The 12,194-nt window shown below is 65.5% G+C and carries 13 protein-coding genes; 3 read left to right on the forward strand and 10 right to left on the reverse strand.

Annotated elements, in window-relative coordinates; translation table 11 throughout:
- Positions 1-92 precede the first annotated feature (92 nt).
- Positions 93-479, reverse strand: coding sequence for a winged helix-turn-helix transcriptional regulator (locus tag DIE22_RS11860; RefSeq protein ID WP_409364624.1), 387 nt, complete (start codon positions 477-479; stop codon positions 93-95).
- 105 nt (positions 480-584) lie between these two features.
- Between DIE22_RS11860 and DIE22_RS11865 the strand changes: the two genes are divergently transcribed.
- From DIE22_RS11865 to DIE22_RS11875, 3 genes are all read left to right on the forward strand, one after another.
- The gene (locus DIE22_RS11865) at positions 585-992 is read left to right on the forward strand and encodes a DoxX family protein (protein ID WP_124497328.1); all 408 of its coding nucleotides are present in this window, start codon (positions 585-587) and stop codon (positions 990-992) included.
- Between the two features lie 11 nt (positions 993-1,003).
- Positions 1,004-1,747, forward strand: a complete 744-nt coding sequence (locus DIE22_RS11870) for an SDR family NAD(P)-dependent oxidoreductase (RefSeq protein WP_124497327.1) — start codon at positions 1,004-1,006, stop codon at positions 1,745-1,747.
- Positions 1,748-2,037: 290 nt separating this feature from the next.
- Positions 2,038-2,934: a D-alanyl-D-alanine carboxypeptidase family protein gene (locus tag DIE22_RS11875; protein WP_260426654.1), complete on the forward strand. Its 897-nt coding sequence runs from the start codon at positions 2,038-2,040 to the stop codon at positions 2,932-2,934.
- Positions 2,935-3,018: 84 nt separating this feature from the next.
- Here DIE22_RS11875 and DIE22_RS11880 read toward each other — a convergent pair whose 3' ends face one another.
- The 9 genes from DIE22_RS11880 to DIE22_RS11920 form a co-directional block, all read right to left on the reverse strand.
- Complete coding sequence (locus DIE22_RS11880) at positions 3,019-4,479, reverse strand: amino acid racemase (RefSeq protein WP_409410186.1); 1,461 nt, start codon at positions 4,477-4,479, stop codon at positions 3,019-3,021.
- Positions 4,476-5,750, reverse strand: a complete 1,275-nt coding sequence (locus DIE22_RS11885; RefSeq protein WP_124605156.1) for a dicarboxylate/amino acid:cation symporter — start codon at positions 5,748-5,750, stop codon at positions 4,476-4,478. Before DIE22_RS11885 ends, DIE22_RS11880 begins: the two co-directional genes overlap by 4 nt.
- Positions 5,751-5,933: 183 nt before the next feature.
- A complete protein-coding gene (locus DIE22_RS11890) occupies positions 5,934-6,848 on the reverse strand; it encodes a LysR substrate-binding domain-containing protein (protein WP_124605157.1) in 915 nt (304 codons plus the stop codon).
- 245 nt (positions 6,849-7,093) lie between these two features.
- Positions 7,094-7,408 carry a high-potential iron-sulfur protein gene (locus DIE22_RS11895; RefSeq protein ID WP_124497324.1) on the reverse strand — a complete coding sequence of 105 codons (315 nt, stop codon included), beginning with the start codon at positions 7,406-7,408 and terminating at the stop codon, positions 7,094-7,096.
- Between the two features lie 158 nt (positions 7,409-7,566).
- On the reverse strand, positions 7,567-7,908 hold the full coding sequence (locus DIE22_RS11900; protein ID WP_124605158.1) for a cytochrome C oxidase subunit IV family protein: 342 nt from the start codon (positions 7,906-7,908) through the stop codon (positions 7,567-7,569).
- A gap of 8 nt (positions 7,909-7,916) precedes the next feature.
- A complete protein-coding gene (locus DIE22_RS11905; protein ID WP_124605159.1) occupies positions 7,917-8,636 on the reverse strand; it encodes a heme-copper oxidase subunit III family protein in 720 nt (239 codons plus the stop codon).
- Complete coding sequence (locus DIE22_RS11910; protein WP_124605160.1) at positions 8,633-9,244, reverse strand: cytochrome c oxidase subunit 3; 612 nt, start codon at positions 9,242-9,244, stop codon at positions 8,633-8,635. The genes DIE22_RS11905 and DIE22_RS11910 overlap by 4 nt, the downstream gene beginning before the upstream one ends.
- Positions 9,241-11,001, reverse strand: a complete 1,761-nt coding sequence (gene ctaD, locus DIE22_RS11915) for a cytochrome c oxidase subunit I (RefSeq protein WP_124605161.1) — start codon at positions 10,999-11,001, stop codon at positions 9,241-9,243. Before ctaD ends, DIE22_RS11910 begins: the two co-directional genes overlap by 4 nt.
- Positions 11,002-11,014: 13 nt before the next feature.
- Positions 11,015-12,163, reverse strand: a complete 1,149-nt coding sequence (locus tag DIE22_RS11920; RefSeq protein WP_124497320.1) for a c-type cytochrome — start codon at positions 12,161-12,163, stop codon at positions 11,015-11,017.
- Between the last annotated feature and the right edge of the window lie 31 nt (positions 12,164-12,194).

The raw sequence follows: 12,194 nt of genomic DNA on the forward strand, positions 1-12,194 counted from the left end.
TCATGCCCGTGCCGCTCGAGTTCGACGGATACTATACTGTATATTCATACAGTTTTCCATGAACGGGCGCGAATGCGGGAATACGCGCCAGATCACTCCGGCTTCGCCTTGGCGGGACTTGCCCTGCGTCCACGCCCCGGCGGCCTGGCCGGCACGGTTCGCCCGTATTCGTTCCACCACGCCGTCAACGCCTCCATCGTCGGCCCGAGGCCACGCGCCTTCGCGGTGATCGCGTATTCGACGCGCGGCGGCACTTCCGCGAACACCGTGCGGGTAATCAAGCCGTCCGCTTCCAGCTCGCGCAACTGCGCCGTCAGCATGTGCTGCGTGATGCCGGGAATCGCTTTTCGTAGTTCTCCGAACCGATAGACGCGCTGGTTGAGCAGCCACATGATCTCCAGCTTCCACTTGCCGGAAAGCAGCGCGAACGCGCGCCGCATTTCGTCGTGCATGTTCACTTCGTCGGCGTCTTTAGTCATCTTTTCCATACCAGCAGACAGAAAATCATCCTACTTGCGGGCGTTCATCTTAGACGACATTCTTGCACCAAGTCGATAGCGACGAAACTCAGGAACCCGCAACAAATGGCCGAAAATTTCGCATACTGGGTCAGCACCGCCTTGCTGTCGCTGCTCTATCTCGCGTCCGCGACGCTCTACATCGTCAAGCGGGAGCGGGTCTGCAAAATCCTCGTCGGATTCGGCTATCCCGCGTATCTCGTGCCGCTCCTGACCGTCGCGAAGATCGGCGCCGTAGCGGCCATCCTGACCCGTGTCGGCGTACCGCTCAGCGATCTCGCGTACGCGGGCATCTTCTATCACCTGCTGCTTTCCGGACTGGCGCACATCGGTGTTCGCAAGCCACAAGGCGCACTGCCTGCAGCGGTCGCCCTCGTCTGTCTCGTCGTTTCATTCACCACGCAGAACGCAGCGCGCGACATCCCGTCGCCGTACGGCGTCGTCGCGACGATGCGTCACGCGACCGTCAGCTAAAGGAGAACATCATGGCCCGACTCAGCGGAAAAATTGCCATCGTAACGGGCGCCGGCCGGGGAATCGGACGCGCCACCGCGAAACGGTTCGCCGCCGAAGGCGCAACGGTAGCGGTCGTGTCGCTCACGCCGGCCAACGTCGATGCGGTCGTCGCCGACATCGAGGCCGCCGGCGGCCGTGCACTCGGCGTCCCTTGCGATCTCGGCAGCGCCGACCAGATCAACGCGGCCGTCGACAAGGTCGCCACGACGTGCGGCGGCATCGACATACTCGTGAACAATGCATTCGATCCGTCCGCGCCGTTCTCGTCGATCGCCGAATTGTCGGTGGACAAACTGCAACGCAACTTCGATCTCGGGCCCATCGCGTACCTGAGGATGATGCAGGCGGCCTATCCGCACCTGAAAGCGAGCGGCGAAGGCCGCGTGATCAACTTCGGCTCGATGGCCGGCGTCATGGGTCTCGCGGGGTACGGTCCGTACAACATGGCGAAGGAAGCGGTGCGTGCGCTGACGAGAACCGCCGCGCGCGAATGGGCCGCCGACCGGATCACGGTCAATAACGTGTTGCCGTTGGCGCAGACGTGGGACGAAAACGCCAACGTGCCGCCACCGACCAACCCGCTGGGTCGTTTCGGTACACCCGACGACGACATCGCACCGGTCGTCCTGTTCCTCGCCAGCAAGGACGCCCGGTTCCTGACGGGTTACAGCCTCACGCCGGACGGCGGCTCGATCATCGACAGCGCACGCTAAGCGACGCTCGGCGGGCGCGTGTCGCCACGGTGTACGGCCCGCGCGTTCGAGGTCGTATGCCGCACACGCATCATGCGATGCCGACACGGCATCGCGTGCGCCGCGTCGTCGCTTATGATCGGCGTCCGCGAATCCTGTCGCGATACGTCACGCCAGACGCTTCCCCGTCGACACATCCGCTCGACACCCGATCAGCCCTACCCGTCACGACTCACATTCCCATGCAGGTTACTCGGCATACGACACGACGATTTCATCCACTCCGCCGCTTACCCCTCTTGCTGACTGTCATGACCACCTGTTTGACAGCAGTGGCCGAAGCCGCGCCCGTGCCCGCACCGCCGAACATTCAAGCCGTGTCATGGCTCGTCGTCGACGGCGCGTCCGAACAGATTCTGGCCGAGCACAACGCGGACGCGGTGCGTCAACCCGCGTCGCTCACCAAGCTCATGACCGCGTACATCGCTCTTCGTGCGCTGCGCGACGGAACCCTGGGCTGGGACGAAAAGGTTACGGTCCGCACGTCCGATGTGGCGGAAGTCGGCAGTGACGAAGCCCGGATGTATCTCGTCCCCGGACAGCGCGTCACGATCAGGAGCCTGGTCCAGGGCCTGATCGTCGCGTCGGCGAACGATGCGGCGCTGGTGCTGGCCGAGCGGGTCGGCGGCTCGCTGTCCGGCTTCGAGCAATTGATGAACGACACCGCGCGTCAGATCGGCATGCAGCACACGCGTTTCACCACGCCGTCGGGCATCACGACGCCAGGCAACCATTCGACCGCTCGCGATCTGGCCACGCTGGCACTCCGTCTCACGCGGGACTTCCCGGAATACTACGGGTACTCGTCCAGACAGCACTTTTCCTACGGAAAATTCGAGAAGCGCAACAAGAACTGGCTGCTTGGCATGGATCCGTCCGTGGACGGCCTGAAGACGGGACACACCGCGGCCGCCGGCTATTGCATCGTCGCGACCGCGAGCCGACCGCAGGAAGCCCCCGCGATCAAGCGACGCGTGTTCGCGGTGGTCCTGGGCGCGCCCACTGCCGCAGCAAGAATATCGGGGGCGGCCCGGTTGCTGAACTACGCATTTTCCTCGTACAGGGATGACGCAGCGGCGCCCTCGTCGGGACGCCATTTCGTCACGCGCCCGGCCGCGCCGGGCGCCGGCGACGCAGGCAGAACCTGATGCCATGCCGAGGCGCCTGAACCGCGCCTCGAACCCGACGGGCGTCAACCTGATCATCGACGCCCGCCCCAAACAGATACCGACTCAACCGCCACCCGCCGTCGCATACGCAATGCACGTGCGGGCGAGCACGTCGGTCGGATCGACCAGCGTCGCCCGCCCCCCGTTCCGCGCGACATATTCGCCGCCAGGCAGCAGGATCGGCAGTTCCGTGCATCCGAGCACGATCACGCTCACCCCCTCGGCAATCAGCGCCTCGATGGCAGCGCCGATATCGTCCTCGCACTGCCCGGCCGTGAAGCCGGCCTTCACGCCCCGCTCCCCGTAGATCGCTTCCATCACGCGCGCCTGCAACGCCGGTGCCAGCACCACTTGCCGAAGTCCTTGCGACTCCAGCGCCCTCTTGTAAACGCCGCTTTCGATCGTGCCCGACGTCGCCAGCACGCCGACCTCCCGCAGCGCCGGACAGGTGTCGCGCAGATGAGCGGCGGTCACGGTCAGCATGTTGACGATCGGAATGCCGAGGTAAGGCTGAATCCGCTCGACGAACGCATGCGCCGTGTTGCACGGAATCGCGATGACGTCGGCATCGCCGTCCTCGAGCTTCTTGCAGGTCGCGTACAGGGAGATCGTCGGATCCGCGCCGGTGCCCACCAGGTTCTCGGTGCGATCGGGAATCTGCGGATTCTGTTCGACCAGCAGCTTGATATGGTCCTGATCGCGCGACGCCGGCGTGTTGCGCACGATCTTGTCCAGGAAATCGACCGTCGCGGCCGGGCCCACGCCGCCGACCACGCCGATCTTGAACGTCGCCGCGCGCGAACCCGGCTGCCCGGTCAGCGCGTACTGCGCATACGCCAGGTTCGAATCCACGAGCGGCACGCGCTGCGGGCCGATTTCGTCCGCGACCAGCGCGATCTCGGTCAGCCCGGGGACGATGACCTGCACGCCCTGATCGGCGAGGTCCTCGCATGCGCGGCGCAACAGCTCGACCGGCCGGCCGCGAAGATTGCCGCGCTTGATGCCGTCGGCTCCGTAGACGGCTTCGGTCACGGGATCGATACCTTCGTGCGACCGCGGATAGACGACTTCGAATTGCGGCGGCGCGAAATACGCATCGAAGAGCCGCTTGTCCCGCACGTAGTCCGAAGCCAGCACGCCGATGCGCGTCGCGCCGGGATGCTTGCGCCGCACGTGGCTGCGAACGGCTTCGACGATATCCACGATCGGCAGACGCGTATTCGCCTTCAGCTCGTCGATGAACGTATGACTCAGGAAGCACGGCAGCACGACCGTCGTCACGCCACGCTGCTCGAACGCCCGGATCATGTCGAACACGTACAGCTTGCGTTCGATGGTCGCCGCACTGCCCGCCCCCGAGCCCTTGAACGGATATTGCTCGAAAATCATCTCGACGTGCTCCTCGTCGGACGAAGCAGGCGTGGCCTTCACCATCTTGAAGAACACGTCGGCGCTGCCCAGCGGCCCGAGACCGCCGATCACGCCGAACTTCCGCCGGGCATTCACGCTATCCGTGCGCATCATGCATTCAGCTCCGGCTGGTCGAATACGGCGCCTTCCTGCTTCGCCGCACGCCGGCTCTCCCACTTCGCGATCACCGCCGTCGCCACGCTGTTGCCGATCACGTTCGTCATCGTGCGGCCCATGTCGAGGATCTGGTCGATCGCCAGGACCATCGCGACGCCGGCCGCCGGCAGATGGAACATCGGCGCGACCGCCGCGACCACGACCACCGAGCCGCGCGGCACGCTCGCCATGCCCTTGCTGCTCAACATCAGCACCAGCAGCATGAAGACCTGCTGCGACAGCGGCATGTGCACGCCGAACGCCTGCGCGATGAAGATCGCGGCAAACGCCTGATACATCATCGAACCATCGAGGTTGAACGCGTATCCCAGCGGCAGCGTGAAGCCCGCCACTTTCTTGTCGACGCCGAACTGCTCGAGCTGCTCGGTCAGGCGCGGATAGGCCGCCTCGCTGCTCGCGGTCGAGAAAGCGATCAGCGCGGGTTCGCGCACGGCCTTCAGCAGGCTGACGACTCGCCGCCCGAGAAACACGTAGCCGGCGCCGATCAGCATCGCCCACAGGACCAGCAGCCCGAGATAGAACGAGCCGACCAGCTTTCCATACGTGTAGATCACGTCGAGCCCGCGCAGCGTGACCGACGAAGCGATCGCACCGAATACGCCGAGCGGCGCCGCGCGCATCACGTAGTTCGTCAGACGCAGCATCACCGGCACCATGCCGTCGATCGACTGGATCACGACGCCGACCCGCTTGTCGTGCTTCAGCGCACTCAGCGCGATGCCGAGAAAGACCGAGAACACCAGGATCTGCAGGATGTCGTTGCGCGCCATCGCGTCGAGCAGGCTGGTCGGGAACGCATGCGTGATCACGTCCCGTGCGTTCAGCGCGGCGGTATTGAGTCCGGTGTTGACCTCGCCGGCGGCTTCCGTGAGGTTCAGCCCGGCGCCCGGCTGCAGCGCATTGGCCATCACGAGGCCCAGGCTCAACGAAATCAGCGACGCACAGATGAACCATCCGATCGAACGCACGCCGATGCGGCCGACGTCTTCGCCGCTGTCCATGCCGGCCAGGCCGGACACGAGCGTCACGAACACCAGCGGCGCAATGATCATCTTGATCAGGCGCAGGAAGATGTCGGTGACGATCGAGAAGTAGCCGGCGACCGCTTTGAGCGCGGCCGGGTCCGCTATGTTCGTGTGGCACGCATAACCGGCGACGACACCGAGGGTCATGCCGATTGCAATGCTCAGGGTAAGGCGATTTTTCATGTCCATTCGTCCTTGGGTGGCACCCGGCCGCCGGAACGCGGCGAGCGCTGCGAAGAAGGCCCCGCGACGCCGGTCACGCGTCACATGTGCCGTTGGAACGAATGGTAGGGACGGTCGAAAAAACCGTGATGCCGGTGCAACATGGCGGTATGCGAACCTCGCATAAGGCGGGAAAACCCTGACTTACCCGAGCCGGGCAGGCTCGGCGCGCAGATGCTGCCAGAGCGTGTCGAGGAATTCGCTGCGATTCGACACGTCGCGATACACGCGCAGCTCGACTTCCAGGTTCCACGCCGCCGGCCCGGCCGGTACGAGTTCGCCGGCCGCCAGTTCGGCGGCGATCGCGCTGCGGGGCAGCCACGCAATGCCCTCGCCTTCCATCACGAGCTTTTTCAGCACTTCGGCCATGTCGGACTCGTAGTGCAGTTGCAACACCGGCGTGTCCGACGCACGACCGAGCAGCAGCGCGAGACATCGCCCGAAGTAGCTGGTTTCCGTATAGGAGATCAGCGGCAGCGGATTCTGCCTCGTGCCGGGCAGGCGAAACGCGGGCGCCGAGCGCCGGTTCGGCCGGCACGCCGGCATCAACGTGTCGAGGCCCACGGTCAGGTGCTCGTACTTCGCCGGGTCGAGATGGAGCGGCAGCTCCGGATGGTGATAGGCGAACATGAGCTCGCAGTTGCCGTTCACGAGCATCAGGATCGAGTCATGGACGTTGGTTGGAATGACGCGCGCCCGCACTTCGCCGAAATGCGGCGCGAGCGCCTTGAGCCAGGCCGGCAGGAAGCTGAGCGCGATCGTGTGGCCCGCGGCGATCTGCAGGCTCTTGCCGGCGATCCGCTGCTCGGTGCGGATGATGGCGCGCGTGTCGAACAGGCGGCTGAGCACGTCCTCGGCCGTCTCGCGAAACAGGCGGCCCGCCGGCGTCAGCACCGGCGGAAAACTGCTGCGGTCGATCAGTTCGGCGCCGATCCACTGCTCGAGCGACTGGATGCGACGGCTGAAGCCCGACTGCGTGACGTTGCGAAATTCGGCCGCACGGGAAAAGCTTTGATATTGAGCGAGCGCGAGGAAATCCTCGATCCATTTGATTTCCATGTTGGCCTTGGCGGGTCGCGGGTGGATCGGCCTGTGCGTCACCCAGATCAGGGCGACGCACGGGCCGGCGGACGCTCACATTGTATGTGCTCGATCCGGCGCATCGCGTCGGCGTTCGCCACGGTGCCCATGCACCGATCCGAATGTCGTCGTGCGGTATCGTCGTCGACGGGACGATATTCGCCGCCGGCAACCCCGTCGACAACGACGTTTCGGCAACACGGCCGCCACGTCGTCCCTGCTCGCTACGCCTTTTTCGCATAGGCGCTGCACCAGCCTTTTGCATTGACCTGCTTGCCGCCGAAAATGGTGCACGGCGCCATCGCGGCGCCGGTCTTGCCCTGGAAGAACTGGCAATTCGCGCAGGCCTCGCCCGCCTGAAATTTCGGGAACTTCGCATGGTCGACCCGGCTGGCGTCCGTCTTGTAGCCGAGGGCCTGGGCGTTTGCATCGGATTCCTGCACGGCACCGGCATCCGCCGCGGCCGCGCGACGTCCAACGGCCAGCGCGGAGGCGAAAACGGTAGTGGCTGCAATAAAGCGTCGGCGTGAAAATCTCATGGGGTCCTCCCTTCAGGTTTGCGTGAACGGATGTCCGGGAAGCGTCGTCCCCGATGACGTGACGCCGTCCGTCCCGAAACGGCGTCCGTCGATGGCGCACGTATCGTGCCCATCGTGATGCGCAACGCCCGTCGGCCGACGCACGGCCGGCGACGGGATCAGTGGAAGAAGAGCGCCCGCATGCCGAACGTGTGATGCGCTTCGGCGGCCATCAGCACCATCAGCACCAGCAGGCACAGAGGCGGCACCAGGATCGCGTACACCAGCGCCAGCCGCTCCCACATCATGTGCATGAAAATCGACACGATCAGCCCGGCCTTGGCGATCATGAGCACGACGATCAGCACCCAGCGCAGCAGGCCCTGCACGTGGAAATAGTCCACCAAGTACGACAACGTGCTCAGGACGAACAGCAGGCCCCAGATCTTCAGGTAGATGCCGATCGGATGCTGCTGGCCGTGCGCGGCGTCGGGTCGATCGGCGGGATCGGTGTGTTCCATGGCCTGCCTCACCACAAATAGAACAGCGCGAAGATGAACACCCACACCAGGTCGACGAAGTGCCAGTACAGGCCGGCAATCTCGACGATCTGGAAGTTGCCGTGGTCGGCGAACCCCGGCAGCAGGATCCTGCGTGCGATCAGCAGCAGGTAGATCACGCCGCAGGTCACGTGAAAGCCGTGAAACCCGGTGATCATGAAAAAGCACGCGCCGAACTGTGCCGCGCCCATCGGGTTGCCCCACGGACGGATGCCTTCTCGGAAGATCAGGTTGCTCCATTCGAAGGCCTGCAGCGACACGAAGGTCGCGCCCAGCAGCGCGGTCGCCAGCAACAGCGCCGCGGCGGGCCTTGCGTTGCGCCGGTAGCCGAAGTTGACGGCCATCGCCATGGTGCCGCTGCTGCTGATCAGGATGAACGTCATGATGGCAATCAGCAGCAGCGGCACTTCCACGCCGCCCACGGTCAGCCCGAACACCTTGGACGTGTCGGGCCACGGCGCCGTGGTCGACATGCGCACCGACATGTAGCCGATCAGGAAGCTGCTGAAGACGAAGGTGTCCGACAGCAGGAAGATCCACATCATCGCCTTGCCCCACGGCACCTTGAACGCTTCGCGGTCGGCCGACCAGTCGGTGACGATGCCGCGCCAGCCGTCGGGGCCGGCGCCGGTCGGCGCGATGTCGGCCGGTTCGCCGGCGGGTTCGGAGGGGAGCGTGGGCGAAGTCATGGCGCGGCTCCATACAGCGGCCCGCACAGGGCGGCGACGATCGCGGGGGTGATCCACCACATCGCAGCCAGCAGCGCGAGCCAGACAGCCAGCAGAAAATGCCAATAGATCGCGCACAGCGCAATGGCACGCTGGGCCCGGAACGGGTCAGCGCGCCGCAGACGCGCGATCGTGATGCCCCAGGCCACCAGCCCGCCCAGCACATGCAACCCGTGCAGGCCGGTGAGCAGGTAGAGGAAGCTGTTGGAAGGATTGACGGTAATGGTCTGCCCGGCCGCGGACAGCATGCGCCAGGCGGTCAGTTGCCCGATCACGAACAGCGCCGCCAGCACCCCGCCGGATATCAGCCACGCCGCGCGGTGCAAGCCGATCCGCCGGGCACGCTGCATGGCCATGCTTGCCAGCACCAGCGCACCGGTGTTCCACCAGAGCAGCACCGGATGCGGGATCGGCTGCCAGTCGGGCTCGCGCATGCGCATGCCATAGGCGAGCAGCAGCAGTGAAAACAAGGTCGTGGCCACCGCCATGAAGACGATCAGGCCCGTGCGGCCCGCATTCGGCGAGAGGGGTCGCGCGTCGGGAACGAGGGGGCGCGGCAGCGTGGTCATTCGCGTGCCTCGCCGGGGTGAAGGGTCGGCTGCGTCGGCGCGGGCTCGGGCGCCGTTGCGGGCGGCTGGTTTTGCGGGACGAAGTCTTCCTCCTGCCCCGGCGGACTGTATTCGTAGGCCCAGCGGTAGACCACCGGCAGCGCGGCGCCCCAGTTGCCGTGCGCCGGCGGCGTTTGCGGCGTCTGCCATTCCAGCGTGGTGGCCCGCCACGGGTTGCCGTCGGCACGCTTGCCGCGCGCGAGGCTCCACGCCAGGTTGAACAGGAACAGCAGCTGCGCCGCCGCGACGATCAGCGCAACGACGGTGATGAACGCGTTGAGCGTCTGCGCCGAATGCGGAATGAAGCTGTAGCCCTCGTACGCGTAATACCGTCGCGGCATGCCCAGGACGCCGAGATAGTGCATCGGGAAGTAGATCGCATAGGTGCCGACGAAGGTGATCCAGAAATGCGCGCGCCCGAGCGTGTCGTCGAGCAGGCGGCCCGTCACCTTCGGATACCAGTGGTAAAGGCCGCCGAACACCACCAGGATCGGCGACACGGCCATCACCATATGGAAGTGCGCGACCACGAAGTACGTGTTCGACAGCGGAATGTCCACGCTCACGTTGCCGAGGTAGAGCCCGGTCAGCCCGCCCAGCACGAAGGTGCTGACGAAGCCGATCGCGAACAGCATCGGCACGGTCAGGTGGATATCGCCGCGCCACAGCGTCAGCACCCAGTTGTAGACCTTGAGCGCGGTCGGCACGGCGATGATGAGCGTGGTGGTGGCGAAGAAGAAGCCGAAGTACGGATTCATGCCGGCGACGAACATGTGGTGGGCCCAGACCACGAAGCTCAACGCGCCGATGATGACGATCGCCCACACCATCATCCTGTAGCCGAAGATGCTCTTGCGCGCGTGCGTGCTGATGAGGTCCGACGCGATGCCGAAGGCCGGCAGCGCGACGATGTAGACCTCGGGATGCCCGAAGAACCAGAACAGGTGCTGGAACAGCAGCGGGCTGCCGCCGACGTGCTTGAGCGTCTGCCCCATCGACACCACGGCCGGCACGAAGAAGCTGGTGCCGAGCGTCCTGTCGAGCAGCATCATCACCGCCGACACGAACAGCGCCGGAAACGCCAGCAGCGCCATGATGGTCGCGATGAAGATTCCCCACACCGTGAGCGGCATGCGCATGAGCGTCATGCCGCGCGTGCGCGCCTGCAGCGTGGTGGTGACGTAGTTCAGGCCGCCCATCGTCGCCGCGACGATGAAGATCGCCAGCGACACCAGCATCAGCACGATGCCCCATTGCACGCCCGGCGTGCCCGGCAGGATGGCCTGTGGCGGATACAGCGTCCAGCCCGCGCCGGTCGGCCCGCCCGGCACGAAGAAGCTCGCCGTCAGCACCAGCACGGCCAGCAGGTAGACCCAGTAGCTCAGCATGTTGAGAAACGGGAACACCATGTCGCGCGCGCCCAGCATCAGCGGGATCAGGTAGTTGCCGAAGCCGCCCAGGAACAGCGCCGTCAGCAGGTAGATCACCATGATCATCCCGTGCATGGTGACGAACTGGTAGTAGTGGTTGGCGTCGATGAAGGCGAACTTGCCCGGGAAGCCGAGCTGCAGCCGCATCAGGTCCGACAGCACCATGCCGACCAGGCCGATGGCGATGGCCGTCAGCGCATACTGCACGGCGATGACCTTGTGGTCCTGGCTCCAGACATAGCGGGTCCAGAAGCTGCGCGGGGCGTGGTCGGGGTGCGCGTACGTCATGGCATCTGCTCCGCTAGCGCTGGGCCGCGCTGCCGGCGTCCGGCCCGCCTTGCGCCTTGATATAGGCCACCAGCGCGGTCAGTTCCTGATCGCTCAGGTCGAAGTGCGGCATGATCGGCGAGAAGCCCTTCACGACGCGGGCCGTCGGGTTGCTGATGAACGCGCGCAGGTAGGCGTCGTCCACCTTCGCGGTGCTGCCGTCGGCCATCGTTTCGGTCTTGCCGTACAGGCCCTTCCAGGTGGGGCCCACGCGCGGCGTGCCGTCCACGGTATGGCAGGCGAGGCAGCCCTTGGCCGCCGCGAGCGTCCTGCCCAGCTCGGCAAGCGCCTGGCCGCTGCCGCCCGCGGCGGCGGGTGCGGCCTGCACGCCGGCCTGCTGGCGCTGCGCGAACGTCGGCTGCCGCGCGAGCCAGCGCGAGAACGACGCCTCGTCTTCCACCACCACCACGCCGCGCATGCTGGCGTGCCCGATACCGCAGAGCTGCGCGCACAGGATGTCGTAACGCCCTGCCTTGGTCGGCGTGAACCAGAAGGTGGTCACCATGCCGGGCACCATGTTCATGCGCGCACGAAACGGCGGGACGTAGAAGTCGTGCAGCACGTCGCGCGAACGTGTCAGGACCTGGACCGGCCGGTTGAGCGGCAAGTGCACCTCCGACGCGTCGATCAGGTGGTTGTCGCGGCCGTTGGGGTCGGCGGGATTCAGGCCGAACGGGTTGTCGTTGCTGATGTAGCGCACGTCCGTCGTACCCAGCTTGCCGCCCGGCCCGGCAAAGCGGAAGCGCCATTGCCATTGCTGGCCGAGCACTTCCATCTGCAGCACCTTGGGCGGCGGCCGTATGTAGTCCGCGTAGACGAACAGCCCCGGTGCCAGCAATGCAGCCACGCCGACCGAGGTCAGGCCGATCAGCCACCATTCCAGCCGCCTATTGTGCGGCTCGTAGGCGGCGCGATGACCGCTGCGGTGGCGGTAGCGCACCAGTGCGATCACGAGGAACAGGTTGATCCCGATGAAGAAGGCGCCGGTGATGACGAGCGTGATCGTCAGCATGTCGTCCATGCGCACCCAGTTCGACGCGATCGGCGTGATCCACCATGGACTGGCAAAGTGAAACCCCACCGCCAATACGATGATCAGGACCAGAGCAATCGCAAGGGCCATAGGCCGCCTCGCTGCGTGTCACGCGCTCGAG

The organism is Burkholderia sp. Bp9142 (assembly GCF_003853415.1).
GTDB lineage: Bacteria > Pseudomonadota > Gammaproteobacteria > Burkholderiales > Burkholderiaceae > Burkholderia.